24 protein-coding genes and 1 pseudogene are annotated in these 25,682 nt (G+C 70.9%); 16 read left to right on the forward strand and 9 right to left on the reverse strand.

Features of this window, described 5'->3' with window-relative positions; translation table 11 throughout:
• Nucleotides 1-163 precede the first annotated feature (163 nt).
• From ACWEFB_RS19640 to ACWEFB_RS19650, 3 genes and pseudogenes are all read right to left on the reverse strand, one after another.
• The gene (locus ACWEFB_RS19640) at nt 164-496 is read right to left on the reverse strand and encodes a PCC domain-containing protein (RefSeq protein ID WP_452287260.1); all 333 of its coding nucleotides are present in this window, start codon (nt 494-496) and stop codon (nt 164-166) included.
• Nucleotides 493-1,338, reverse strand: coding sequence for a hypothetical protein (locus ACWEFB_RS19645; RefSeq protein ID WP_452287440.1), 846 nt, complete (start codon nt 1,336-1,338; stop codon nt 493-495). Before ACWEFB_RS19645 ends, ACWEFB_RS19640 begins: the two co-directional genes overlap by 4 nt.
• Nucleotides 1,339-1,404: 66 nt before the next feature.
• Nucleotides 1,405-1,542 (reverse strand): annotated as a pseudogene (locus ACWEFB_RS19650) (helix-turn-helix domain-containing protein); the annotation flags it as partial.
• Between the two features lie 397 nt (nt 1,543-1,939).
• On the opposite strand from ACWEFB_RS19650, the gene ACWEFB_RS19655 reads away from it, so the two are divergent.
• The 8 genes from ACWEFB_RS19655 to ACWEFB_RS19690 all read left to right on the forward strand — a co-directional run bounded on the left by ACWEFB_RS19655 (nt 1,940) and on the right by ACWEFB_RS19690 (nt 9,810).
• Nucleotides 1,940-2,203, forward strand: a complete 264-nt coding sequence (locus tag ACWEFB_RS19655; protein WP_452287262.1) for a hypothetical protein — start codon at nt 1,940-1,942, stop codon at nt 2,201-2,203.
• Nucleotides 2,203-2,487, forward strand: coding sequence for a hypothetical protein (locus tag ACWEFB_RS19660; protein WP_452287264.1), 285 nt, complete (start codon nt 2,203-2,205; stop codon nt 2,485-2,487). The genes ACWEFB_RS19655 and ACWEFB_RS19660 overlap by 1 nt, the downstream gene beginning before the upstream one ends.
• Nucleotides 2,487-2,693: a hypothetical protein gene (locus ACWEFB_RS19665; protein WP_452287266.1), complete on the forward strand. Its 207-nt coding sequence runs from the start codon at nt 2,487-2,489 to the stop codon at nt 2,691-2,693. Before ACWEFB_RS19660 ends, ACWEFB_RS19665 begins: the two co-directional genes overlap by 1 nt.
• 185 nt (nt 2,694-2,878) lie before the next feature.
• Entirely contained in the window at nt 2,879-3,769 is an 891-nt protein-coding gene (locus ACWEFB_RS19670) for a fructosamine kinase family protein (RefSeq protein WP_452287268.1), read from the forward strand.
• A 17-nt stretch (nt 3,770-3,786) separates the two neighbouring features.
• Nucleotides 3,787-4,896 (forward strand): GTP 3',8-cyclase MoaA, encoded by a 1,110-nt coding sequence (gene moaA / locus ACWEFB_RS19675; RefSeq protein ID WP_452287270.1) that lies wholly within the window; start codon nt 3,787-3,789, stop codon nt 4,894-4,896.
• 2 nt (nt 4,897-4,898) lie between these two features.
• Nucleotides 4,899-5,165 carry a MoaD/ThiS family protein gene (locus ACWEFB_RS19680; protein WP_452287272.1) on the forward strand — a complete coding sequence of 89 codons (267 nt, stop codon included), beginning with the start codon at nt 4,899-4,901 and terminating at the stop codon, nt 5,163-5,165.
• A gap of 80 nt (nt 5,166-5,245) precedes the next feature.
• Nucleotides 5,246-6,445: a low temperature requirement protein A gene (locus ACWEFB_RS19685; protein ID WP_452287274.1), complete on the forward strand. Its 1,200-nt coding sequence runs from the start codon at nt 5,246-5,248 to the stop codon at nt 6,443-6,445.
• A 143-nt stretch (nt 6,446-6,588) separates the two neighbouring features.
• Nucleotides 6,589-9,810 carry a UvrD-helicase domain-containing protein gene (locus ACWEFB_RS19690; protein ID WP_452287276.1) on the forward strand — a complete coding sequence of 1,074 codons (3,222 nt, stop codon included), beginning with the start codon at nt 6,589-6,591 and terminating at the stop codon, nt 9,808-9,810.
• A 36-nt stretch (nt 9,811-9,846) separates the two neighbouring features.
• On the opposite strand, the gene ACWEFB_RS19695 is transcribed toward ACWEFB_RS19690, so the two are convergent.
• Nucleotides 9,847-10,584: a prepilin peptidase gene (locus ACWEFB_RS19695; protein WP_452287278.1), complete on the reverse strand. Its 738-nt coding sequence runs from the start codon at nt 10,582-10,584 to the stop codon at nt 9,847-9,849.
• 234 nt (nt 10,585-10,818) lie between these two features.
• On the opposite strand from ACWEFB_RS19695, the gene ACWEFB_RS19700 reads away from it, so the two are divergent.
• The gene (locus tag ACWEFB_RS19700) at nt 10,819-11,838 is read left to right on the forward strand and encodes an LppU/SCO3897 family protein (protein ID WP_452287280.1); all 1,020 of its coding nucleotides are present in this window, start codon (nt 10,819-10,821) and stop codon (nt 11,836-11,838) included.
• 146 nt (nt 11,839-11,984) lie between these two features.
• The gene (locus ACWEFB_RS19705; RefSeq protein ID WP_363596074.1) at nt 11,985-13,235 is read left to right on the forward strand and encodes an ATP-binding protein; all 1,251 of its coding nucleotides are present in this window, start codon (nt 11,985-11,987) and stop codon (nt 13,233-13,235) included.
• 25 nt (nt 13,236-13,260) lie between these two features.
• Here ACWEFB_RS19705 and ACWEFB_RS19710 read toward each other — a convergent pair whose 3' ends face one another.
• On the reverse strand, nt 13,261-13,800 hold the full coding sequence (locus tag ACWEFB_RS19710; RefSeq protein ID WP_452287282.1) for a GNAT family N-acetyltransferase: 540 nt from the start codon (nt 13,798-13,800) through the stop codon (nt 13,261-13,263).
• A gap of 163 nt (nt 13,801-13,963) precedes the next feature.
• Here ACWEFB_RS19710 and ACWEFB_RS19715 point away from each other — a divergent pair, with 163 nt between their 5' ends.
• A complete protein-coding gene (locus ACWEFB_RS19715; protein WP_452287284.1) occupies nt 13,964-14,509 on the forward strand; it encodes a DoxX family protein in 546 nt (181 codons plus the stop codon).
• Between the two features lie 241 nt (nt 14,510-14,750).
• Complete coding sequence (locus ACWEFB_RS19720; RefSeq protein ID WP_326561826.1) at nt 14,751-16,202, forward strand: glycosyltransferase 87 family protein; 1,452 nt, start codon at nt 14,751-14,753, stop codon at nt 16,200-16,202.
• A 22-nt stretch (nt 16,203-16,224) separates the two neighbouring features.
• Here the strand turns inward: ACWEFB_RS19720 and ACWEFB_RS19725 are convergent, their stop codons facing one another.
• From ACWEFB_RS19725 to moaC, 4 genes are all read right to left on the reverse strand, one after another.
• Complete coding sequence (locus tag ACWEFB_RS19725; protein WP_326561827.1) at nt 16,225-16,662, reverse strand: molybdenum cofactor biosynthesis protein MoaE; 438 nt, start codon at nt 16,660-16,662, stop codon at nt 16,225-16,227.
• A 37-nt stretch (nt 16,663-16,699) separates the two neighbouring features.
• A complete protein-coding gene (locus ACWEFB_RS19730; protein ID WP_452287286.1) occupies nt 16,700-17,956 on the reverse strand; it encodes a molybdopterin molybdotransferase MoeA in 1,257 nt (418 codons plus the stop codon).
• 113 nt (nt 17,957-18,069) lie between these two features.
• A complete protein-coding gene (locus ACWEFB_RS19735; protein ID WP_452287288.1) occupies nt 18,070-18,552 on the reverse strand; it encodes a MogA/MoaB family molybdenum cofactor biosynthesis protein in 483 nt (160 codons plus the stop codon).
• Nucleotides 18,549-19,040: a cyclic pyranopterin monophosphate synthase MoaC gene (gene moaC / locus ACWEFB_RS19740; RefSeq protein ID WP_452287290.1), complete on the reverse strand. Its 492-nt coding sequence runs from the start codon at nt 19,038-19,040 to the stop codon at nt 18,549-18,551. Before moaC ends, ACWEFB_RS19735 begins: the two co-directional genes overlap by 4 nt.
• A gap of 702 nt (nt 19,041-19,742) precedes the next feature.
• Between moaC and ACWEFB_RS19745 the strand changes: the two genes are divergently transcribed.
• The 4 genes from ACWEFB_RS19745 to ACWEFB_RS19760 are packed head-to-tail and all read left to right on the forward strand — an operon-like array spanning nt 19,743 to nt 24,719.
• The gene (locus ACWEFB_RS19745; RefSeq protein WP_452287292.1) at nt 19,743-22,268 is read left to right on the forward strand and encodes a putative bifunctional diguanylate cyclase/phosphodiesterase; all 2,526 of its coding nucleotides are present in this window, start codon (nt 19,743-19,745) and stop codon (nt 22,266-22,268) included.
• Nucleotides 22,268-23,635, forward strand: a complete 1,368-nt coding sequence (locus tag ACWEFB_RS19750) for a glycosyltransferase 87 family protein (protein WP_452287434.1) — start codon at nt 22,268-22,270, stop codon at nt 23,633-23,635. Before ACWEFB_RS19745 ends, ACWEFB_RS19750 begins: the two co-directional genes overlap by 1 nt.
• 3 nt (nt 23,636-23,638) lie before the next feature.
• Nucleotides 23,639-24,265 carry a phosphoribosyltransferase gene (locus ACWEFB_RS19755; RefSeq protein ID WP_452287293.1) on the forward strand — a complete coding sequence of 209 codons (627 nt, stop codon included), beginning with the start codon at nt 23,639-23,641 and terminating at the stop codon, nt 24,263-24,265.
• A gap of 25 nt (nt 24,266-24,290) precedes the next feature.
• Nucleotides 24,291-24,719, forward strand: a complete 429-nt coding sequence (locus tag ACWEFB_RS19760; protein WP_326561833.1) for a TFIIB-type zinc ribbon-containing protein — start codon at nt 24,291-24,293, stop codon at nt 24,717-24,719.
• Nucleotides 24,720-25,682 lie beyond the last annotated feature (963 nt).

A 25,682-nucleotide genomic window follows, 5' to 3' on the forward strand; every position in this document is an offset into this window, starting at 1 on the left:
GGTGCCGGAGTGATCGGAAGACCCCCGGTTCCGACCTGTGGACGACACGCGGGGTTATCCACAGGCACACGGCGTAGTTTCCCTGCTTAGACCGAATGTCCGACCCACGGCTCGACCGTTAGCCAGGCTGGCGGACATGCCTGGCCGGACGGGCTGGATGCGCCTACAGCGGCAGGACGTAGGCGTTCACAAAGAAGTGCTCCACGTTTGCCCAGTGCAAGTGCCCGGCCTTCGCCTCGTCGCCCTCCCGGCCGAGCACGACGTGCAGGTGAACCTCGCCGTCTTTCACCTCGCCGGTCCCGGTCAGCTCAAACGGCTCGGCATACTCCGTGAGGATGTCCTTGGCGTAGTCGTCCGCTGTCATGGTCGAGATGCAGCACCCCTCAACGGCCCCGATGAGTGACACAACCGCACCATTCGCGACGCCCCGGGCCTGTAGCTCGGCCCTCAAGGTCGACATAACTTCCTGCCCAGGCTGTATGGAAATGAGGATCATCGGGGCCTTTCTGAGGTCGTCGTAACGGGGTCCGCACCGGCCAGCAGCGCCGCCATACTCCGGAGGTTCTCAGGTGCACTCTCGGTCCGCAGGGCGTCAGCGACGGCCGCCCTCACCGGCTCCCGGCTGGCGGCACCCGCCCTGTAGAGAAACACCGCGCTACACCATCGTGCCGCCGCATCACGGGGATTTCGCAACTCCTCGGCGAGCCGGGGCGCTGCGTCCGAGGGCATCGCGCCCGAGCCCCGCGCAAGCTGGCCTGCGACCGCCCATGGCAGCGACAGGACCCGGCTCGCGACCGCAGTCAGGTACAACGCCCGCATGTCGTCGTCCGCCCGCAGCGCTTCTATCACTCTGTCGGCTGTTTCCGGCGCTTCGATCTTCGCGAGGATGCCTGCCGCGTTCACCCGCAGCAGATCGGTACCGCCCACAGCCATCCACCGGCTCAGGGTCGCCTCGCTCGCCGGGTCATGCTCAACGAACTCGCGAATTACGAGGTCAGTCGCATGGCTGGTCTGGGCCGTTGCGAGTCGCCCGCTGGCGCCCGACGAGATCCCGTCGAAGACCCGGCACGCTAGGTGAAAGTCAAGCAACCCCGGATGGGGGAAGCGGACCGCACCGGCCACCGTACGGACAAGCTGACGCCGCCGGATGAGGTGGACCGTAGCCGGCCCTAGCTCCGCCGGTATCAGGCTCTCATGTAGCTCGCGCCCATCACCGCGCCAGATCTCCCATGCGATCCACTGGGCACACTCATCGAGGTCGACAATCGGCGCCGGGTCGGGCACGGCCACTGCGGCGATGGCAGCACCTGTCAGCGCGAGGAAGTCCTTCCGTCTCACGTCGTCCACGGTAGGCGACGAAGACCCATCGCGTGCCCGCCGTATTGCCCGCCGGTACAGGCCGACCGTGGCCGGCGTGACGGGCCGCTTCCCTGTCTCGATCCGCGATAAGTGGCTGGTAGATAGCCCGCCGAGGCGCGCAACCTCCGCCAATGTGAGGTCGGCCGCCCGCCGCGCCTGCCGTAGTTCTGCCCCTGTACTCATTCCCGCTCCGGTTTGCCGCAACTTTCTTGCCGCACGCGAGCAGTGCCTATCTCACCCTGCGAACCGCAATCCTGACAGAAGGTCAACCCCGACCACCACAAACGGTATGAGAGGAGCGACGGCATGTCGATGCTGAGACGGCGCAAACCCGCTACCCAAGGGCACCGCCGCGTCTGGCGCGGCTTCCGCCGGTACTGCATATGCGGCCTGCGCTGGCCGTGCATCGACCGGAAGACGCCACCGCAGGGCGTAAGTCGGCTCTACGGCGTCGCCCAGTTGCCTCGCCCGGCCTGGGCTTCCGAGCCGACAACGAACGTGGGGCCGTTGCTGACGCTCGGCCAGCGCATGGCATATCGCGTGCCTAGGAACGGAGGCCGCCATGCCAGGTAGGTCATTGGTGCGCGTCGGCGACCTCATCAACGCCGAGCGGGCCGACTACCGCCGGAGCAGCGCGCCTGCCCACCAGGACAGCATGGGGGATCTTCACCTGCGGGTGACGCACGTGCCGATGGACGCCGGGGCGTATGACACGGAGTGGCTCACCGTTCGCGGCATCGAAAAGCCGACGGGCCAGCCCGAGCAGCCCGAGGCGGTATTCGTGATCCGGCGCAGCGTGCTACTTGATTCAGAACCGGCCGCGCCGCGAGGTCGGCTGTGGTGATGGATGCTCGCCCGCCAGCGGACAGGGCCGTCGCCCACCACATCCCGATTCCAAAGCTGTGGATTTGCCGGATCGACGCCTACCCATGGCCCTGTGCCGATGCCCGCCTGAACCTGCTCGCGGGCTTCAACGGCCGGACGCTCGCCCTGAACCTCTACCTCGGTGCCCAGTTCGTAGAGGCGTTGGGTGACCTCTCGGCGATCGACCCGGCCACGGGCGACCCGCCAGACCCCCGCGTTCTATTCGAACGCTTTATCGGCTGGGCGAGCACCCGGCGACCCTGATGACCGAGCTTCGGAAGATCACGGTCAACCTGACCCCTCGCGCGGTGGACGCGCTCGACTACCTGGACGACATCAACCCGAGCAAGACTGACGCCGTGAACTGGTCGCTCGTGCTGGCCGCGAAGCTGGCAGAAATCGCCCCCGACGGGAACTTCGTGATCCTCCTCCCCGACAGTTCCCGGCACCGGTTCGTCCAACTGTCCTGACCCTCACACTGACCGGCCCGCCTCGGGGCGTGGTGTCTTCCCCGTGGACGACGCCCCGAGGTGGGTCTTCGACTTCGCCGGGGCTGGCTAGCGCCGAGGTGTTCGAGCCCGACGCCTGGTCCGACTGGCTGTCCGGGCGCGGGGCGCTTGTCGGCACTACGGTCAATCGGCGGTACGTTGCGCGGATGGACCTGGTCTACCTCCGGGCGCACCCGCAGCACCTGCCCACCTTCCTGACCCACCAACGGATCAGGGAGACACCGGTCGCCGGTGGTGACATCTGCGATGCCCGTCGACTCACCCTCGACGACGGTAACTCGGTCTTCGCCAAGAGCTGGCCCGAGAGCCGCGCGACGCCCGTACCCGATGGGTTCTTCGCCGCCGAGGCGGCCGGGCTGCGCTGGTTGCGGGCGGCCGGCGCGGTCCCGGTGCCCGAGGTGATCGCCGAGCTGCCGGACCTGCTCGCGCTGGAGTGGGTCGAGCCCGGCCCGCCGACCCCGGCGGCGGCTACCCGGTTCGGCCGGGAACTGGCCGCCCTGCACCGGGCCGGCGCACCCGCCTTCGGCGCCGGATGGAGCGGTTTCATCGGCGCGCTGCCGCAGTCGAACACCCCGTCGTCCGGGCCGTGGCCGACCTGGTTCGCCGAGCACCGGCTGGCGCCGTACCTGCGCCTGTCGGTCGACAACGGCGCCCTCGGACCGGCCGAGGTCGCGCTGGTCGAGCGGGTGATGAAAAACATCAACGGGTACGGCGGCGCCGAACCACCCGCCCGGATTCACGGTGACCTGTGGCCCGGCAACCTGCTATGGGGTGCCGACGGGCGGGCCTGGCTGGTCGACCCGGCGGCGCACGGCGGGCACCGGGAAACCGACCTGGCCCAGCTCGCGCTCTTCGGCGGTGCCCCCGAACTCCCCCGGATCCTCGACGGTTACCAGGAGATCTGGCCGCTGTCCGACGGTTGGCGGGAGCGGGTGCCGGTGCACCAACTGCACCTGCTGCTGGTCCACACCGCGCTGTTCGGTGCCGGTTACCGTACGGCGGTAAGCGCGGCGGCTGGCTCCGCGCTACATGGTTGACGGTATACCGTCGAACGATGGGCATCCCGGTTATCCAATCGACCGCCGTCGGCCCGGCGACCGGATCCGGACCGGAGACACCGACCGGACCGGAGACCGCGTCCGTACGGCCACCGCTGCGCACCCTCGTCGACCGGTACCAACGGGTCGCCACCGACCTGCGCGTCTCCCTGACCGACCGGTGCAACCTGCGCTGCACCTACTGCATGCCGGAAGAGGGGCTGCCCTGGCTCCCGCAGAGCCGACTGCTCACCGACGACGAAATCAGTCGACTGGTCCGGGTCGCGGTCCAGCTCCTCGGCGTGACCGAGGTCCGGTTCACCGGCGGTGAACCGCTGATCCGTCCCGGACTGCCCGCCATCGTCGCCGCCGCCGCCCGTCTGAACCCACGGCCGACGCTGTCGCTGACCACGAACGGGATCGGGCTGGAACGGCTCGCCGGCCCGTTGCGTACGGCCGGGTTGGACCGGGTGAACGTCTCGCTCGACACGATCGACGCCGAGCGGTTCCACACCCTTACCCGACGCAACCGGCTGCCGGACGTGGTGGCCGGGCTCGCCGCCGCGGCGACGGCCGGACTCACCCCGGTGAAAATCAACTCGGTGCTGATGCGCGGCGTCAACGACCGGGACGCGCCCGCCCTACTGCGCTTCGCCCTCGACCACGGCTACGAACTGCGGTTCATCGAACAGATGCCGTTGGACGCCCAGCACGGCTGGGACCGCTCGGAGATGGTGACCGCGGCCGAGATCCTGACCGCGCTGAAGGCCGAGTTCACCCTGCTCCCCGATCCGGTGGAGCGGGGCGGGGCACCGGCGGAGACCTGGCTGGTCGACGGGTTCACCGGGCTGGACGGACGCCCGGCGCGGGTCGGTGTCATCGGCAGCGTGACGCGGCCGTTCTGCGGCGACTGCGACCGGACCCGGCTCACCGCCGACGGCCAGGTACGCGCCTGCCTCTTCGCCACCGAGGAGTCCGACCTGCGCGAGGCGCTCCGGGGCGGGGCCGACGACGAGGAGATCGCCCGACGGTGGCGTACGGCCATGTGGGGCAAACGGGCCGGGCACGACATCGACGACCCGTCCTTCCTCCAACCGGCCCGACCGATGTCCGCGATCGGAGGATGACCATGACGACTTCCGAGATCTCCCCGACCATCACGGTTCGCTACTTCGCGGCGGCACGGGCGGCGGCCGGAGTCAGCGAGGAGTCCGCCCCGGGCGGGCTCACCCTCGACGCCCTGGCCGACACGCTGGGCATCCGGCACGGCGAGCGGCTGGCGAGCGTACTGAAGGTGGCCAGTTTCCTGGTCGACGGTGTGGTCCAACGCGACCGGGAGCAGCCACTGCCGGCAACCGGCACGGTCGACGTACTGCCGCCGTTCGCGGGCGGCTGAGAGTCCTCCCCCGCGTCGGTGCCCGCCGTCACTCGTTCGTCAGCACGTGGGGACGGGCTACGGGAGACAACGGTGGGGTGATGGCGACTGACCGCGCCGTCGACCTCGTACGGGAGCCGGACGAGCCGCAACGCGCCACGTTCATCGAACTCCTCTTCGACGTGGTGTTCGCGTTCGCGCTGACCCGGGTGTCCCAGCAACTGTTGGACAGCATCGACTCGGGTCGCCGGATCGAGTGGCTTCCCGTCGCCGAGACCCTGGTGCTGTCGCTGGCGGTATGGAACGTCTGGGTCTTCACCTGCTGGATCACCAGCAGGTTCAACCGGCTCTCCGCGACGATTCACGTCACCATCTCCGCGCTGATCCTCGGCAGCCTGCTGATGGCGGTCGGTCTGCCCGGGGCGTTCGACGACCGGGGGTTGCTGTTCGCCGGGGCGTACGTGGGGTCGCAGCTCGGTCGGCCGCTGATCATCATGCTCGCGCTGGGTAACCATCCGAGGCGGCGCAACCAGGTCCGGATCCTGTGGTGGGCGGTCGGATCCGGGGTCTTCTGGATCGTCGGGGCGCTGCTACCGGCTCCGGTCCGGCTGCTCCTCTGGACGGTCGGCGTCGGAATCGACTTCCTGGGCGTCCTGCTCGGCTGGCCGGTGCCGGGGCTCGGTCGTGAGCACAACGCCTGGTGGCGATTTGCCGGCGAACACCTCGCCGAGCGGTACCAGCAGTTCTTCATCCTGGCGCTCGGCGAGTCGATCCTGTTCACCGGGCTGACGTACGGCGACGGCCGGCTCACCTTCGGCCGTACGCTCGCGTTCCTGTTCGCTCTCGGCAGCACCCTGCTGCTCTGGCACGTCTACTTCTACCAGGCCGGGAAGGCGCTGCCCGACGCGATGGGCCGGGCCGACCACCCCGGCCGACTCGGCCGATCGTCCAACTACACCCAGTACGCGCTCGTGGCCGCCGTACTCGTCACCGCGGTTGCCAACGATCTGGCCATCAACGACCCGTTCGGGGATCCTCGCCTCGCCTTCGTCGCCGTCACCCTGGGTGGGCCCGCGGTCTTCCTGGCCGCACGGCTGCGATTCGAGTGGGAGGTGTTCGGGCAGCGCACTCTCGCCCTGGTCATCGGGCCGGTGCTGCTCTGTGCGCTGATCCCGGTGATGCTCCACCCGCCGAAACTGGTCGCGAGCATCGTCGCCGCCGGGGTCCTGGCCTCGGTGGCCGCCGTCGAACTGGTACACCGTAAGCGGGTCGGCCGCGCCGAACCGGCCCCACCGTTCTGACCCGGACACCGCATCGCTCTGACCCGAGCAGCGCATCACTCTGACCCGGACACCGCATCGCCCCGACCCGAACACGGCATCGCGGATCTCACGCTTGTGCGTGGCGCCACGCGCGGGCGGACCGGCCCATGACAGTATGCGGCGTGCTTCCGTTCAGCGCTGCACCTTCCGGCGGCCCCGCCTCGACCGCCGGCTCCTTCGTCGCGGACCTGCACATCCACTCGAAATACTCGCGCGCCTGTAGCCGGGACCTGACGCTGCCGAACCTCGGCTGGTGGGCCAAGCGCAAGGGCATCAGCGTGCTCGGCACCGGCGACTTCACCCACCCCGCCTGGTACGACCACCTGCGCGAGACGCTGCGCCCGGCCGAACCCGGGCTCTACCGGCTCAGCCCGGACGCGGAACGGGACATCGCCCGCCGCCTGCCGCCCCGGCTGTCGAGCGTGGCCGAGGCGAACCCGGTCCGCTACCAGCTCAGCGTCGAGATCTCCACGATCTACAAGCGGGACGACCGGACCCGGAAGGTGCACCACCTGATCTACCTGCCCGACCTGGACGCGGTCGCGCGGTTCAACGCCGTACTCGGGCGGATCGGGAACATCGGGTCCGACGGGCGGCCGATCCTCGGGCTCGACTCCCGCGACCTGCTGGAGATCGTCCTCGAGGCGAGCCCCGACGGTTACCTGGTCCCGGCGCACATCTGGACGCCGTGGTTCTCCGCGCTCGGCTCCAAGTCCGGCTTCGACGCGATCGCCGACTGCTACGCCGACCTGGCCGAACACATCTTCGCGGTGGAGACCGGCCTCTCCTCCGACCCAGCGATGAACTGGCGGGTCTCCAGCCTCGACCGCTACCGCCTGGTCTCGAACTCGGACGCGCACTCCCCGGCGGCCCTGGCCCGCGAGGCCACCGTCTTCACCACCGACGTGGACTACTACGCGATCGGGTCGGCGATGCGTACCGGAGACGGGCTGGCGGGGACCATCGAATTCTTCCCCGAGGAGGGGAAGTACCACGCGGACGGACACCGGCTCTGCGGTGTCAACTGGGCACCGGAACGGACCCGGCAGGCGGGCGGGCTCTGCCCGGAGTGCGGCAAGCCGCTCACCGTCGGGGTGCTGAGCCGGGTCGAAGACCTCGCCGACCGGCCGGACGGACACGTACCGGCGGGCGCGCCACGGGTGAACCACCTGGTCCAGCTCGCCGAGATCCTGGGCGAGATCAACGGGGTGGGGCCGAAGTCGAAGACGGTCGAGGGGCAGCTCAACAACCTGGTCGCCGCGCTCGGCGCCGAACTCGACATCCTCACCGCCGTACCCCTGGACGACCTGCGGCAGGCCGGTGGGGAACGGATCGCCGAGGCGATCGACCGGCTGCGCCGGGGCGAGGTACGCCGGATCCCCGGCTACGACGGCGAGTACGGCGTGATCAGCCTCTTCGAACCGGGTGAACTGCGCGGAGCGGGTGCGGCCGGCGAACCGGAGGCGCTCTTCGACGTACCCGTGTCGGTGCCCCGGCCCCGACCGGCGGCGGAGTCTGCGCCCAAGCCCCGGACCAAGCCCGCCGCGAAGGCCGCCGCCGAGCCGAAACGTCGACCGGCCCGGACCGTGCCCGCCCCGGCCCCGCCGATCGCCCCGCCGCCCTCACCCCACGAACCCTTCGAGCCGATGCTCGCCGGGATGGAGGAGGTCGGCACCGGGCTGCTCGACCGGCTCGACGCGATGCAGCGGGTGGCCGCCTCGGCACCCGGCGGGCCGCTGCTCATCGTCGCCGGTCCGGGCACCGGGAAGACCCGTACGCTGACCCACCGGATCGCGTACCTCTGCGCGGAGCTGAACGTCTTCCCGGAGCACTGCCTGGCGATCACCTTCACCCGGCGGTCCGCCGAGGAGTTGCAGGCCCGGCTCGACGGGTTGCTCGGCCCGGTGGCCGAGGACATCACCGTGGGCACCTTCCACTCGCTCGGCCTGTCGATCCTGCGGGAGCACCCGGCCGCCGCCGGTCTGCCGGAGAACTTCCGGATCGCCGACGACACCGAGCGGACCGCCGCGCGGGCCGAGGCCGGCGAGGACGAGGCGACGTACGTCAAGCTGCTGCGCGGCCAGGACCTGGTCGACCTGGACGAGCTGGTGACCCTGCCGGTACGGCTGCTGCGCGATGATCCGGAGCTGGTCCGGGAGTACCGGGACCGCTGGCGGTGGATCTTCGTCGACGAGTACCAGGACGTCGACGAGGTCCAGTACGAGCTGCTCCGGCTGCTCGCACCGCCGGACGGCAACCTCTGCGCGATCGGCGACCCGGACCAGGCGATCTACTCGTTCCGGGGCGCGGACGTGGCGTACTTCCTGCGGTTCTCGGAGGACTTCGTCGACGCCCGGCTGGTCCGGCTCACCCGCAACTACCGCTCGTCGGCGCCGATCCTGGCCGCCGCGGTCCAGGCCATCGCCCCGACGTCGCTGGTCCGGGGCCGACGGCTGGATCCGGCCCGGCTGGATCCGGAGGCACCGCTGGTCGGCCGCTATCCGGCCGCCTCGATCGCGGACGAGGCGAACTTCGTCGTACGGACCGTCGACGACCTGGTCGGTGGTCTGTCGCACCGGTCGTTGGACTCGGGCCGGATCGACGGTCGCAACTCGACCGTCTCCTTCTCCGACATCGCGGTCCTCTACCGCACCGACGCCCAGGCCGCGACGATCGTGGACGCGCTGGTCCGAGCCGGGGTGCCGGTGCAGAAGCGCTCGCACAACCGGCTGCGCGACCGGCCCGGGGTGGCGGTGATCGCCCGCGAGCTGCGGCACGCCGACGGGCTCGGCGGCTCCCTGGCGGCCCGGGTACGGCTCGCCGGTCAGGTGCTCGCCGAACGGTTCGCGATGCCCACCCTGGACGCGCCCGGCGGCATCGGCCCGGAGGAGATCCGCAACGCCGTCGACCTGCTCACCCCGCTGGCCCAACGGTGCGGCGACGACCTGCCGCTGTTCCTGTCGCAGCTCGCCACCGGTGCCGAGGTCGACGCCCTGGACCCGCGCGCCGAGGCGGTCACCCTGCTCACCCTGCACGCCGCCAAGGGGCTGGAGTTCCCGGTGGTGTTCCTGGTCGGCTGCGAGGACGGGCTGCTCCCGCTGCGTTTCCCCGGCCGCCCGCCGACCGACGACGACGTGGCCGAGGAGCGCCGGTTGTTCTTCGTCGGGCTCACCCGCGCCCAGGACCGGCTCTACGTCAGCCACGCGGCCCGACGGGTACGGCACGGTCAGGAGCGGGACTGCGTACCGACCCCGTTCCTGGACGCGATCGACCCGGGCCTGTTCGAGCGCTTCGGCGACACCGAGCCGCGCCGCCCCAAGGACCGCCAACTCCGCCTCCTCTGAGCCGCCGCCCCCGTCCAGCCTCCGGCGGGCCCGTCCTCAGCCTTCGAGGAGGATGGCGAGCAGGGCGCCGGCGAGCAGGGCGGGGCCGAAGGGGAGCGGTGTGTCCCGGTCGGCGCGCCGGCCCAGTAGCAGGACGAGCGCCGCGGTGCCGTTGATCAGGTGGGGTAGGACCAGACCGAGCAGGAGCGCCGGCCAGCCGTACCAGCCCAGCGGCAGGCCGAGTACGGCAGCCAGTTTCACGTCGCCGAAGCCGAGCCGGGCGCCGGGCAGGAGCGCGAGCAGCACGTAGACCACGCCGCTGGCGAGCCCGGCGACCAGGGCGCGTACGAGTGGGTCCGGGGTGCCGAGGACCAGCGCGGCGCCGGCGAGCCCGAGCAGGGCGGCCACGGCGGCGAGCGCCACCAGTGGGTCGGGCAGCCGCAGGCAGGCCAGGTCGACGAAGGCCAGCGGCAGCCCGACCGCGGCCACCGCGAGCACCGCCGGCAGCGCCGGGTCGAACCCGGTGTCGGTGGCGAGAGCGGCGGTGAGCAGGCCGAACACGGCCGCGCCGAGGGCGGCAAGATATCCGGTACGGGAACCCAGACGCGCGCCGCAGCCCGGGCAGCGCGCGTCGGGGCGTATCCAGCCGGGCAGGCCACGCGGGAACGGGCGGGTGCACACCGCGCAGGCCGACCGCGGCGGCGATCCCGACTCGACGGCGAGCCGATGGACCAGCCACGGTGTGCTCGCCCCGACCACCGCCCCGAGTGTGACGGCGGCGAGCACGGCGAACATGCGCTCGGATGTTAACGCCGGACCACCACGCCGGGCGACCCCCGAGTCGACTGGGTGACACTCCCCCGTCGTCGGTAGCTTCCGGGATGGTACGGATCCGGCAAAGCCGACCGACTCGGCGAGTTGGCGCGGTTGGGGGAGGTGAGCCGGTCGGGGCGTCGCGATACGGTGACCTGAGCATCGCCGTCGCCCGCGGGTGGCCAGCCTCTTTCTCTCGTGCCAGGAGGACCGTCCATGTCTAACTACGGACCGCCCGGCGGGCCGTACCCGGGCCAGCCGCCGTACCCCGGCCAGGAGCCGGAGCCATGGCCCGGTCAGCAGCAGGGCCCGCGAGGCCAGCAGAGGCCCGGACAGCCGCACCCCGACCAGCAGGGTCCGTATCCGGGTCAGCAGGAGCCGTATCCGGGGCAACAGGGGCCGTGGCCGGGGCAGCAGCAGGACGACCCGTACCGCCGGCCGCAGGCCGACCCGTACCGGCAGCCGGGAGGCCAGCAGCCGGGTCCCGGGTATCCGCAGGAGCCGTACCGGCAGCCGCAGGACCCGTACCGGCAGCCACGCGACCCGTACGCCCAGCCGCGCGACCCGTACGCCCAGCCGGCCGATCCGTGGGGCGGCGGCCAGGAGCAGTGGGGTGGCGGTCCGACCTCGGTCCCGCCGGGCGGCCCCGGCTCGCCGAGCGGCTATCAGGACTACCGCGACCAGGGCTACCGCGACCAGGGCTACCCGCCGGGTTATCCCGCGCCGGGACCGGATCCCGAGTGGACCACGGCCAGCCCGGTGCCGCCAAAGCGGGGCAACCGGGGGATGACCGCGGTCCTGGTGACGCTGGTGGTGCTGGTCCTCGGCGTCGGCGGGGCGGCCTTCTGGTGGCTCGGGCGCGACAGCGGCGGGTCGGACCCGGTGCCGAACGCGGGCGCGACCACCCCCGCCACGGACCCGAGCGCCCAGGCGCCGGCCGAGCCGAGTGCCGATCCGGCGCAGGGCGCCCCGGCGCCGGAGTCGTCGACCGACGCGCGGCTGGTCAAGGAGGGCCAGTGCGTGAAGAACGAGGGCGACGCGAGCGGCAAGCCGAAGCTGGCCATCACCCAGTGCGCACCGAAGACGTACGAGGTGCTGCGGCGCTTCGACGGGGCCACCGACGGTGAGAACGACGCGAAGACGAAGTGCGCCCCGGTCGAGGGCTACACCGAGTGGTACTTCTTCAACAGCGAACTCGACGTCCTCGACTTCGTACTCTGCCTCAAGTCCCGCTGACCGGGCCGGGGTCACACCCGATTGTGGAAACTAGGACTGTCTAGCGGAATTGCTAGACAGTCCTAGTTTATTCACGAGACGACACGCCGTAGCGGGATCTACCTATTTCTAGCCCAGTGGCTAGACGTGCCGATACGGTGCAATGCGTGGATCCGGTCCGCAACCCGTACGCCCCCGGCGCCGGCCAGCGCCCGCCCGAACTCGCCGGCCGGGGGCGGGAACTCGACGTCTTCGACATCGTCCTCGAACGGGTCGCCCGAGGGCGCCCGGAACGCAGCCTGATGCTCACCGGCCTGCGCGGTGTCGGCAAGACCGTACTGCTCAACACGCTGCGGTCACAGGCCATCGGGCGACTCTGGGGCACCGGCAAGATCGAGGCCCGGCCGGACCAGTCGCTGCGCCGACCGGTGGCCGCCGCCCTGCACATGGCCGTACGCGAACTCGCCCCGCACCACCGGGCACCGGACCGGATCGACGGCTTCCTCGGCGTACTCAAAGCGTTTGCCCTGCGTGGCGGACCTGCCGCCGGCAGCGGTCGCGGTGCCGCCGCCACCAAGCTGCGCGACCGCTGGCAGCCCGGCATCGACGTGCCCGCCGCCAGCGGTCGGGCCGACTCCGGCGACATCGAGATCGACCTGGTCGAACTCCTCACCGACGCGGCCAGCGTCGCCACCGACGTCGGCACCGGCATCGCCGTTTTCATCGACGAGATGCAGGACGTCAACCCCGAAGACGTCTCCGCCCTCTGCGCCGCCTGCCACGAGCTGTCCCAGATCGGTGCGCCGCTGATCGTGGTCGGCGCCGGGCTGCCGCACCTGCCCGCCGTGCTGTCGGCGGCCAAGTCCTACTCGGAGCGGCTGTTCCGCTACCAGCGCATCGACCGGCTCGACCGGATCGCCGCCGACCAGGCCCTCTGCGCCCCCGCCGAACGGGAGGACGTCGAGTACGAGCAGAAGGCGCTCGACCTGCTCTACGAGAAGTCCGGCGGTTACCCCTACTTCGTCCAGGCGTACGGGAAGGCGACCTGGGACCACGCGCCCCGCTCCCCGGTCACCGCAGCCGACGTACGGGTCGCCGCACCGGAGGCGGAGGCGGAACTGGCGGTTGGCTTCTTCGGCTCCCGGTTCGAACGGGCCACCCCGGCCGAACGCGAGTACATGCGGGCGATGGCCACGTTGTCCCTGGTCGCCGGGGAGGAAACCGGCGTGGAGCGCGACGACATGGACGCGGCCGTACCGACCGCGGAGATCGCCCGAGCGCTCGGTCGGAAACCGGCGAGCCTCTCCCCGGCCCGAGACGCGCTGATCAAGAAGGGGCTCATCTACTCGGGTGAGCGGGGCACGGTGGCGTTCACCGTGCCGCACTTCGGTCGCTACCTGCGTACCCAACCGGCCTGAGGCGCCCGCTGCCGGCCCGGAGCAGTCAGACCCGGGACCAGGGCAGGGGGTAGTTGACCTCGCCGCTGAGCACCGCGCCGTCACCGCTGACCGACGGCGGCAACAGCAACGCCTGCCAGGGCGCACCCAGCCCCGACCAGGGACTGGTCAGCTCGTATCTCGCCGCCGGCACGAACCCGAACCGGCGGTAGTACGCCGGATCGCCGAGCACCACCACCAGCCGCTCACCCAGGTCGGTCGCGGCAGCGAGCGCGGCCTGCACCACGTCGGTGCCGTACCCCACCCCGCGCCGCTTCGGCAGCACCGCCACCGGCCCCAGCGCCAACGCCGGCACCGCACCCGGCTGCACCATCACCCGGGTGAGCAGGGCGTACCCGACCACGTCGCCATCGACCTCGGCCACCATGGACAGCTCCGGCAGCCACGCGTCACTGTCCCGGAGCGCCTCGACCAGTCGCACCTCGGCCGGCACCGGCCGGTCCGGGGCAGCGAAGGCGGCAGCCACCACCCGACGGATCGCCGGTTCGTCGGCGGGCCCCTCGGGTCGCAGCCGTACAGTCGTCACGCCTGGCGACGCTACCGGTACGCAGACCCCGTCTGCATTACGATTCGCCGACCAAATACCTGATCAAGGCTGGTCACAGCCCTGTCGGGCAGTCGCGGGCGGCGTACGGCCAGTCCGGCAGTTGCGGGGGTAAAGGGGGCGCCGAGCGGGTAAGACTGGACTCATGAGACCCGTACGTACCGTCGCCCGGACCCTGCTGAGCGGCATCTTCGTGGTCAGCGGCGCACAGTCGGTCGCCACCCCCAAGCCGTTCATGGCTCGGGCACAGCGGGTGACGGACCGGGTCGCCCCAATCATGGCCCGCACCAGCCCCCGACTGCCGACCGATCCGGAGACGCTGGTCCGGGTCAACGGGACGGTCCAGCTCGTCGGCGGGCTGATGCTCGCCACCGGTTACTTTCCCCGTACGGCCGCGGCCGTCCTCGCCGGCACCCTCGTACCGACCACGCTGGCCGGGCACGCGTACTGGCAGGAGGACGATCCCGCGCAGCGGCGCCGCCAGCGGACCGAGCTGCTGAAGAACCTGGGGCTGTTCGGCGGTCTGCTGCTCGCCGCGGTCGACAACGAGGGCAGGCCCGGTTTGCGTTGGCGCGCCGGACACGCGATCGTCGACAGCCGGCGGTCGGTGAGTCGTACCGTGCGACACGCCCGACGGGGTACACGGATCGCGGCGACGTCCGCGCGAGCCGCGCGCCGGCTGCCGGGGTGAGCTGCGGCAACCGTTTGAGCTGCGTCGATATCGGGGCGTGTCCCCTCCGGTACGACGGAAACGGCGAATCACCTGAAACAGTCGCCCTGCGTTAACGTGGTGGAAATGTCGCGAACTAGTGTGGGATCGGACACGGTCGGATAACGCAGTAGGCAATCACATGGTGCTCCGCTCTAGGCTCCCATCAGGACCTGGGCGCGATTTCGGAAAGTTCGACAACTTGTACGGGGGTGGCCACACCATGCCGGCGACCGTCGGGAGACGGCTGGACCGACTTGCCCCAGTCCGCCGTGTCACACGTGGGATCGACCGTCGAACCGTCGCTCGGCTCGGCCTCATAGCCGCGACCTGGTACGCCGCCTGGCTGTCCATTGACGCGTTCGGACGCCCGTACAACTTCTTCGACATGAAGATCTACCACGGCGCGATCGTCTGGTGGGCCAGCGGCAACGACCTCTACGGTTTCATCGCGCCGATGACCACGCTCGGCTTCACCTATCCACCGTTCGCGGCCCTGATCATGCTGCCGATGGCCTGGTTCCCGGTCGGCGCCGCCGGTTGGCTCAACGTGTTCGCCAGCCTCGCCGCGCTCACGGTTGTCCTCACCGCACTGTTGCGACCGACCGTCGAACGACTCGGCTGGTCGCTCTGGTTCGTCGTCGGCATCGCCGTACCGCTCGCGGTGGCAATCGAACCGGTACGGGAAACCCTCGGCTACGGCCAGGTCAACCTGCTCCTGTTCGGGCTCATCATGGCCGACCTGGTGGCCCTGCGATGGCGGGCCCGGCGCGGGATCCGTACCGGCTGGACGGACCGGCCGCTGCGCCGGTTCTTCTTCAGCGGTGCCTGGGCCGGTGTCGGCATCGGACTGGCCACCTCGGTCAAGCTCACCCCGGCGCTGTTCATCCTGTACTTCCTGCTGACCCGGCAGTGGCGCGCCGCGATGACCGCGATCGGCACCACCATCGGCGTGATCCTGGCGACCTTCGCGATCGCCGGCCGCGAGTCGATGACCTACTTCACCAGCGTGATCTGGCAGACCGAGCGGGTCGGTGCGGCGGACATGACGCCGAACCAGTCGCTGGCCGGGGTGCTCGCCCGCCTCTACGACTCGATCGAGACCCCGGGCCTGCTCTGGCTCTCGTTCGCCCTGGTCATCCTCGCGATCGGACTCTCCCGGGCGGGCAACGCGCACGCCGACGGCGACGAGTTGACCGCGTTCACCCTGGTCGGGCTGACCGCCAACGTGATCAGCCCGGTCTCCTGGTCGCACCACCTCGTCTGGGTGGTCCCTGCGGTCATCGTGCTCGCGGACAACGCCCTGCGCCGCCGCCGCGCCAGCCGTGGCCTGCTGCACCGGATCGGCCCACCACCGTCCCAGAACAACCTGATCGGCGTCGCCGGTCTGCGCTCACCGATCTGGTTCCCGACCCTGACCGGGCTCCGGCACGGGGTCGCCGCGGTCGGCCTCTACCTGCTGTTCCTGATCTCGCCGATCTGGCCGTACGAGCACAAGCTGCCCGAGGTGTCGCACTACCAGGACGGCCTCTTCGGGGCGCTGATGGAGAACTCGCTCGCGTTGGCGCTGATCGTGCTGGTCGCGACGCTGCCCTGGCGTCCCGGCGCCGAACCCGCGTTCTACACCGAGCGGCGCCGACCGGGATCCGTCCCGCTGCACCACGGCCAGCACTGACCGCCGCAGCGGTTACGGCCCCTCAGGGGCAGTTGACCCACTCTTCGGTGCCGTCGGCGAACACCTGCCGCTTCCAGACCGGCAACTGCGCCTTGACCTCGTCGACCAGCCGGGCGCAGGCGGCGAACGCGGCGGCCCGGTGCGCGGTGCTCACCGCCGCGACCAACGCCACGTCGCCGATCTCGAGCGGTCCGACCCGGTGGGAGACGGCAACCGCGTGTACGTCGGGGTCGGCGGCGATCTCGGCGGCCACCGCCCGCAGCACGTCGATCGCGCTGGGGTGGCCCTCGTACTCCAGGCGGGTCACCGCGCGACCGTGATCGTGGTCGCGGACCACGCCCTGGAAGGAGACCACCGCACCGGCCCGACGGTCCGCGACCGCGGCCTCGTGCGCGGCCAGGTCGAGCGGTTCGGTGGTGACCGCCACCTCGGTGACGCCCTCGGCAGTCGGCGCGCTCACGGAACCCACCTTCCGTTCCCGGCCAACGGGCCGGTGGTCATGATCTCACTCCGGACAGCAACGGCAACGGTACAACCGGAACCCGCGTACCCGCCTCGCCGTCACCGCCCGGTTCGATCACCGCGAAGCCGTCCGCCTGCGCCAGCCCGCGCAGCATCGCCGATCCGACGTGCCGGACCGGGGTGGCGGTGCCGAGCACCGGATCGATCCGGACCAGGGCCAGGTGGGTGTAGTCCCCCCGACCGGCGATCGGCTCCGCCAGCGTGACGTACGGCAGCAGCGGCATCGGTCGCCCCTGCAAACCGGCCAACAGGGGTGCGACCAGCGAGACCAGGGCGACAACGGCGGACTGCGGGTTGCCGGGGAGCCCGGCGACGTACCGGTTGCGTCCGTCCGGGCCGGTGACCCGGGCCAGCAGCATCGGGAATCCGGGGCGGACCGCCACGGTGTTGACCACGTACTCGGCGCCGAGTTCGGCCAGTGCCGGGTGCAGGTGGTCGACCGGCCCGTGCATGGTTCCGCCGGTGGTGCAGATCAGGTCGACGCCGGCCAGCGCCTGCCGCAGCGCGGCCACGTGTGCCGGCAGGGTGTCCGCGACCGGCCCGATCACCGCCGCCGGTGCGACCGTGGCGCCGTACCGCCGCAGCCAGGCCGGTACGGCCGGACCGAGGCTGTCGCGTACGCGGCCGGCCTCGGGTGGGCCGGCGGTGAGCAGTTCGTCGCCGAAGACCAGGACGGCGGCTCGGGGTGCGGGATGCACCCGCAACCGGTCGTAGCCGCAGGAGGCTGCCAGCCCGACCACGCCCGGCCCGACCGGGCTCCCGGCCGGGAGCAGTTCCTCCCCGGCGTACGCCTCCTCACCCGGCGCCCGCCACTCCGGTCCCGTACGCGGTGTGCCCGCGACCCGGCCGTCGGCGGTCCGGGTGGACTCCTCGATCCGCAGGACCTCGTTCGCACCGGCCGGGAGCATGGCCCCGGTCGCGATCTCCACGGTGGTGCCGTCCTCGGTCAGCGACGGCGGGGTGCCGCCGGCCAGGACCCGCCCGACGACCCGCCAGGGTCCGTCGCCCCGGACCGCCCAGCCATCCACGCTGGAGGTCGGGAACGCGGGCAGGTCGGTCAGCGTGGTGAGGGGTTCGGCCAGGGTCAGCCCGTCGGCCTCGGCCAGCGGGACGTCGACGGGCGCCACGGCGTCGGCCCGGCCGGCCGCGTAGACCCGGGCGCGGGCCTCGGCCCAGCCGACCGGTGGGCGGTCGGCGCCCCGATCCGTGGCGACAGCGGGTTCGACGCTCATCGGGCCGGCCTCGACCGGCGGAATCTCGCACTCACCGATCGAGCCTATCGTCGTACGCGGCCGGCTTGGTCCGGGTCCTGAGTCCCGGGCGGTCCCGACGGCACCCGCCGGACTCAGGCCGGCTGCGGGTGGTCGCCGCCGCGTAGCTGGTCGACGGTGTGGGCGAGGATCGGCCCGAGTACGGCGAGCCCGTCCTTGGCGCCGCCGGTGGATCCGGGCAGGTTCACGACCAGCATCCGCCCGACCACCCCGGCCAGTCCCCGGGACAGCGCTGCGGTCGGCACGGCCGCCCGGCTGTGTGCCCGGATCGCCTCGGCGATGCCGGGGATCTCGTAGTCGAGCACCGCCCGGGTGACCTCGGGTGTCCGGTCGGTCGGTGTGACCCCGGTGCCCCCGCTGGTGAGGACGACGTCGATCCCGTCGGCGAGGGCCTGGCGCAGAGCCGCGCCGACCGGTTCGCCGTCGGGGACGACCACCGGCTCGTCCACCTCGCACCCGAGTTCGCGCAGTCCGGCGACCAGGCGGGGGCCGCTGGTGTCGGCGTACACGCCGGCGGCGGCCCGGTTGGAGGCGACCACCACCCGTGCCCGGATCACGGGCGGTCCGCCGGTCGGTCCCAGTCCCCGGTCTTGCCGCCCTCTTTGCGCAGCACCCGTACGTGTTCGAGGGATGCGGCGGGGTCGACGGCCTTGACCATGTCGATCAGGGCGAGCCCGGCGGTGGCGACCGCGGTGAGTGCCTCCATCTCCACCCCGGTCCGGTCGGCGGTCCGTACGGTCGCGGTGATCTCGACGGTCGAGCCCTCCGGCGCGAGGTCGACGATCACCCCGTGCAGTGCGATCGGGTGGCAGAGCGGGATCAGGTCGGGGGTCCGTTTGGCGCCCATGATCCCGGCCAGCCGCCCGACCGCCAGGGCGTCTCCCTTCGGCAGCCCGTCCTGGCGCAGCAACCGGACGACCTCGTCGGTGGTCTGGAGCCGGCCGGCGGCAATGGCCCGGCGTCCGGTCACCGGTTTGCCGGACACGTCGACCATCCGGGCCGCGCCGGCCCGGTCGACGTGGGTGAGGTGTTCCGAGGTGGTCACGTACGCGAGCCTATCGACCGTCGCCGTCCATTCGCGAGGACCGCGCCGCCCACCCCGGTCTCGATGATCGGGTACGGCGATCGAAGCTGATCGACCGCTACTACCCGCGTTCCCGATCGCGCCGATCGTGGTCGTCCCAGGGTTGGAATTGACTAGTCCGTCGAATCGAGAGAACATCCGCCGATGGCACCCGCGCGGGGATGTCCGGGGCGGTACGGCAGTCGACCGGGGGACGGATCGGCGCCGGTCGGAGCAGGTCTGATCTACCTGGCCACAGCGAGGTGGCAGGCGAATGCGGTCAGTGGGCCCGCATCAGCACCGGGGTGTCAACGGGTGTGCGGAGTCACGATTCCGGGGCCCCAATCCACAAATAGGAAATATGACGCCGATCAGGCAGTCGCATAAGCATTCAGTTTCCATATCGGGACGCAAAGTAGCAAACTAGGTGAGGATTAGCGGATACTGCGCATATCGACACCTAACGGTATATAACTGACGCCTCATCTCATACGATTCTCACGTCGAACAACAGCGATCGAAGCGCCGGACCCCCTCCCGCTTCATCGGTACGACAAGAGAGGACGTGCGGAGATGCGCAGCACCGACTGGCTCTGAGCAGAGGTATCCGACAACCACTACGAGTCGTAGGCTGGCGAGACATACCGTCACGAGAGAAACACCGAGTGGCGACAAAGGACTGGTATGACTCGGACTGATCAGGACGACACTGGGACCGATCGGCGGCTGGTGCTGCTTGTCGGTCTCGTCGTCATTTGTGCGGGTATAGCCGCAGCGATCAGCATCCGCGAGATACTCGGTCACGGCCTTCCGACACTCAACGACCTCGGCACCGCCGCCAAACTGACCTTCCTGGTTGTCGTCGGCGCAACGGTCAGCGTCCGGATTCGGATCCGGTCGACGCCGCACGGCATCTCCTGGACCGAGGTCGCGATCCTCACCGGTCTCGCGCTCGCACCCGTCCCCTGGGTCATCCTCTGCGCCGGACTCGGCGTGGGCATCGCGCGGGCGATCGTCCGACTGGCCCCGTTGAAGCTCGCCTTCGGCGTGGCGAAGGACATGCTCCTCGCGACCGCCGCCGGGGTGGTCTTCCTGCTCCTCGACTGGTCCTGGTCAGCCGACCGCCCGCTGCAGGAGCGGATCGTGCCGCTGGTCGCCGCCTACCTCGTGGTCGTGGTGCTCGACGAGGCGTTGACGCTGCCCGTCATCTCGCTAGCCAGCCGGGTCAGCCTCCGCCGGCTCTTCTCCGGCCACTGGGACCTCAGGTTGGCCAGCGTCGTCGCCCGCCTGCTGGTGATCCTGGCCATCATGCTGATCCTGCAGGCCGACACGAGCATGCTGCTGATCATCCCGCCACTCGTACTCAGCCTGCACCTGGCGTACTCGTCCCGCCTGCGCAGCCGGGACGAACGGCACGCCTGGCAGCGGTTGGCCCGCGCCACCGACGCGCTCAACGACGTCGACCTCGGACAGGTGCTCCGGACCGCCGTCGACGGTGCGGCAGAACTGTTCGGCGCCGACCGGGTGGAGGTCGTACGCGACGACGGCGGGCGGACCGTACGGGGCGACGGCGGCACGATCACCTCCGACGGCAACGGCGGCGAACCGCTGCCCACTGGCGGCACCACCATCACCACCCCGCTGCAGGGCCACGACGGCATCGAGATCGGACTGCTCCGCCTCTGGTTCCCCGGCCCGGTCCAACTCTCCGAACGCGAGTGGTACACGCTGCGCACGTTCGCCTCCGCGCTCTGCACCGCGATCCGCAACGCCTCCGCGTACGCGGAACTGACCCGGGTCGCCGACGAACACGCGCACGCGGCGTCACACGACGTACTCACCGGCCTGGCCAATCGGCGCCACCTGCTGGAGCGGGGCACCGAACAACTGAGCCTGCGGCACGCCGACGGGGTCGCCGCGGTGCTGCTGATCGACCTGAACCACTTCAAGGAGGTCAACGACACCCTCGGCCACCCGTCCGGCGACCGGGTGCTGATCGAGGTGGCCGACCGGCTGCGGGCCGTCGCCGGCCCCGAGGACCTGGTCGCCCGGCTCGGCGGCGACGAGTTCGCCATCCTGATCACCGGCCTCCCCGCCCCGGCGGTCGCCACTCACCGGGCCGAGAAACTGCTGGCCGTCCTCCACGAACCGATCGAGCTGGACGGGATGCGGATCAGCGTGGAGGCCAGCGGCGGGATCGCGGTCGCACCCAACAACGGCGGCATGTCCGAGTTGCTCCGCCGCGCCGACGTAGCGATGTACCAGGCAAAACGGAGCGGCCAGCGGCTCGCCGGTTACGTGCCGAGCCGCGACACCGCCGACCTCGGACGGCTCACCCTCAGCGGTGAACTGTCCCGCGCGGTCGCCGAGCGGGAGTTCACCGTCGAATTCCAACCGATCGTCGACCTCGGCACCGGCGTGGTCGTCGCCGCCGAGGCGCTGGCCCGCTGGCAGCACCCGACCCACGGGACCATCGACCCGCTGCGCTTCCTGGACGCGGTGGAGCGCTCCGGCCTGCTGCCGGCGTTCGCCGCCGCCGTACTCGACCAGTCGATCGTCGCCGCCGGGGACTGGCACGCGGCCGGATTCGACCTGCCGGTGGCGGTGAACGTCTCGCCACGCAGCCTGCTCGACGCCAGCTTCCCGGAGGTCGTACTGGCCCGGCTGCACGCCCACGACCTGCCACCCGAGCGCCTGGTCCTCGAACTCACCGAAAATCTCACCCTCAGCCAGCTCGAGGTGGTCGACCGGGTCCTCGGGCAACTACGGGACGCCGGTGTCCGGCTCGCCCTCGACGACTTCGGCACCGGCTACTCCTCGCTGTCGGTGCTGTCCCGGATCCCGGTGCACGAGTTGAAGATCGACCGGACCTTCGTGATGGCGATGGAAACCTCGGCCGAGGCGGTCGCGGTGATCCGATCCACCGTCGACCTCGGCCGCAGCCTCGACCTGGAGGTCATCGCCGAGGGGGTGGAAAGCGAACCGCAGCGGCTGGCGCTCTGGGAGCTGGGCTGCACCGCCGGACAGGGCCACCTCTTCGCCCGCCCGATGCCGGCCCCCCGGATGCTCGCCGCGCTGCGCCGGGGAGCCGAGGGCCGCCCCGGCGCGCTCGCCCCGCCACTGCACGACGAGGGCGCGGTGATCCGGCTGTCACCCGGACGACGCACCGGCACCCGACAGACCGACCGTCTGCCACACTTGCCCGCGTGATCTCCCCGGACCCGCCCGGCCGCGTCCACCGGTTCTGGCGCCGGCTCGACGGTGCCGCCGACGGCCTCGCCGCCGACCTGGGGCTCTACGCCGCCTCGGCCGTCTTCGCCGCCGTCACCGCCGCCACCTCCACCCTGCTCCCGCACCGGGCCTGGGGAACCGTGGCCACCGCCGGCTACCTGCTGGCGACCCTCGCCGTCATCGCCCAGCTCATCGCCCGCCGCCGGGGTACGACCCGGCTGACCGGGACCGCCGCCCGCGCCGCGCTCACCGCGGTGACCTGGGTGACCACCGCGCTGGTACCGATGGTGTGGCAGAGCGTCGAGCGGGCCGGTGGACGTACCGACCGGGCGCAGGAGGAGGTGGTCGTGATCGAGCACGCCGGCATCCGCCTGCTCGACCACGGCACGCCGTACCTCGGACCGGAGGCGATCAGGGCGCTGCCGGCCGGCGAGCAACTGCTCGGCTACACCCCGTACCAGCCGGGGATGGCCCTGTTCGGGCTGCCGAGGGCGATCGCCGGAGACGGTTGGTGGACCGACGCCCGGATCTGGTTCGCCCTGGTCACCGCCATCGCCCTGGTCGTCGCGGTGACGACGCTGCGGCGTACCGGAATGGGGCCGAGCCGGGCCGCCGCCGACCCGGCACGGCCCGACGGACCCACCGCCCGCGACTCGGCCCTGGTACGCGCCGTGCAGCTCGCCACCGTCCTGCCGATCTGCGCGCTGACCCTGGCCACCGGCGGAGACGACCTGCCGGTCCTGGCGCTCTGCCTGCTCGCCCTCGCCTTCGGCGCCAACCGGCGGTTCGGTGCCGCCGGGGTGGCGATCGGGCTCGCCGGTGCGCTGAAGCTCTTCGCCTGGCCGGTCGCCCTGGTGCTGATCGGGTACGCCGCCACCAGGGGCTGGCGGACCGCCGCACGGCTGGCCGCCGGGGCGATCGGCCTGCCCGTCGCCGCCCTGATCCCGGTCCAACTGGTCGACTCGTCCGCCCTGGTGGAGAACGTGCTCCGGTTCCCCCTCGGGCACGGGGTGGTGAGCAGTCCGGCCCAGTCACCGTTCCCCGGCTACCTGATCGCCTCCGCGTTGCCCGCCGGCCGGGTGATCGCCGCCGCCCTGCTCGTCGGGGCCGGGCTGCTGATCGCCGTACGACTCGTCCGCCGTCCCCCGCGTACGGCCGGCTCGGCCGCCCTGATCTGCGGGTACGGGCTGCTCGCCGCGATCGCCCTGATGCCCTCGACCCGGTTCGGCTACCTGCTCTACCCGATCGCGTTCCTGGCCTGGGCACCCGCCCTGTGGCTCGCCCGGCCCGAATCGCTTTTCTGCGGTGACCACCGGGCGGGTCGCGGCGACGAGGCGTACACCTGAGGCATGACCATCTACCGGGACCGGGCCGATGCGGGCCGGGCCCTCGCGGACCGGTTGGCCGGGCTCGCCGGCCGGCCCGATCTCATCGTCCTCGGCCTGGTCCGGGGCGGGGTCCCGGTCGCCGCCGCGGTGGCCGAGCGGCTGGCCGCACCACTGGACGTGCTGGTCGTCCGCAAGCTCGGCCTGCCCCAGGCCCCCGAGGTGGCCTTCGGGGCAGTGGGGCCGGGCGGTGTCCGGGTGCTCAATCCGGAGATTGCCGACCGGCTCGACCCGGACCGGACAGCGGAGGTGGTGGGCCGGGAGATGGTGGAGCTGGAGCGCCGGGAGCGGCTCTACCGGGCCGGTCGGCCGCCGCTGTCGCTCGACGGGCGTACCGCCGTGATCGTGGACGACGGGCTCGCCACCGGCGCCACCGCGCGGGCCTCGGTGGCGGTCGCCCGCCGGCTCGGCGCGCAACGGGTCGTGGTGGCGGTCCCGGTCGGTTCGGTGCAGGCGTACGCGGCCCTCGCCGAAGAGGCCGACGAGGTGGTCTGCCTGCAGCGGCCGGAGGACTTCGGCGCGGTCAGCCGCTTCTACGAGGACTTCCACGAGGTGCCCGACGAGGAAGTCACGGCCACGCTCAGTGGGTGATAGTGACTTCACCCGGTACCTTCGAGTGATGCATCTGACATGTCCGAAGTGCCAGGGCGACATGCGCCAGTACGAGCGCAGCGGCGTCACCGTAGACCAGTGCAGCGAATGCCGTGGAATTTTCCTTGACCGCGGCGAGCTGGAGAAGCTTTTCGAGGCCGAGTCGAACTGGCAGCAGCAGCAGGGTGGCGCGCCGCGCCAGCCTTCCGCCGCGCCGGCCGGCGGTTACGCACCGCCGCCGCCTCCGCCGGGCGCCGGTTACCCGCCGCCCCCGCCCGGACCGGGACAGCACCAGCCCGGTTACCCCGCCCCCGGCCACGCCCCGCCGCCGCCGGTCACCCACGGCTACCCGCCGGCTCCGGCGTACGGACAGCACCAGGGGCAGCACCAGGGTTACCACGGGCACTACCGGCAGAAGAAGCGCAAGAGCTTCCTGAACGAGCTCTTCGACTGACCGTCGGTAACGACTCGCCCGGTTGACGAATGAGGTGTCGGCCGGGACCGGGGAGAAATCCCGACGGTCCCGGGCGGCACCTCGACTGGTTTCGGAACGGTCTTCGGACCGTCCGGGTCAGACGATCGCCATGTCGACGAAGCGGGACAGGTGCAGCTGCGCCGCGACCGTCACCGTGTCGGTCGGCCCGTTACGGTGTTTCGCGACGATGAAGGGCCAGTTACTTCATTTCCATCAGCTGTGCGGCTGCTTGTGCCTTACGAGGAAGTGCGGTGACCGCACCCGAGTACAACAACTCAATAATCCTAACGGCGGATCTCCCCGTAGTTCCGACCCCATAAATGGTCTTGTGGGGCCGCACTGACAAGCTCGCTACGGCTCGCATCTCGAGAAAATGCACAAACGCCGAGAGAAGTGCGCTTCTTCCCACGAGCCTGAACTGTGGCCGCATGACTGAACTACCCTTGGATCTCGGGTACGCCCCAATAGAACCATCGCCATCGACTACGCCTCGCCAGAAGTCCCGCGACGCACTGAGCTCTGCGTCAATTATTTCGTCGTATCGGCCCAGTGATATAAGCCGCTCCGCAAGCCGCTGTGAGCGGACTGAGAACTGGCACGATGAGTGTGTGCGCAGGGAAGTGGAGATGGCACTAGTGGAGCCCAGAAAAGCACGGAGGGCCAGGAGATGACTTTGGTCCCGTTCGGCCAGACCAAGGGAAATCTGTGGCAAGTGACCGCTACGGAAATGCACCGAACCATCGGCGAAGAGGAACCCTATCCAGTACATCGACTCGGCGGTTAGCTGATCAAAGGCCTCATGTCGAAGAGTGTGAACCACTTTACGGATTTCCACACCACGACGAAGCAGAATGCCCCGAATGGACGGCTCGGCTACGCCGTACGAGGCAGCTACCTGCCCAATGCTCTCCCCTGATATGTACCGTTCGACGGCGGCCGACC

Source organism: Micromonospora sp. NPDC004704, assembly GCF_053601675.1.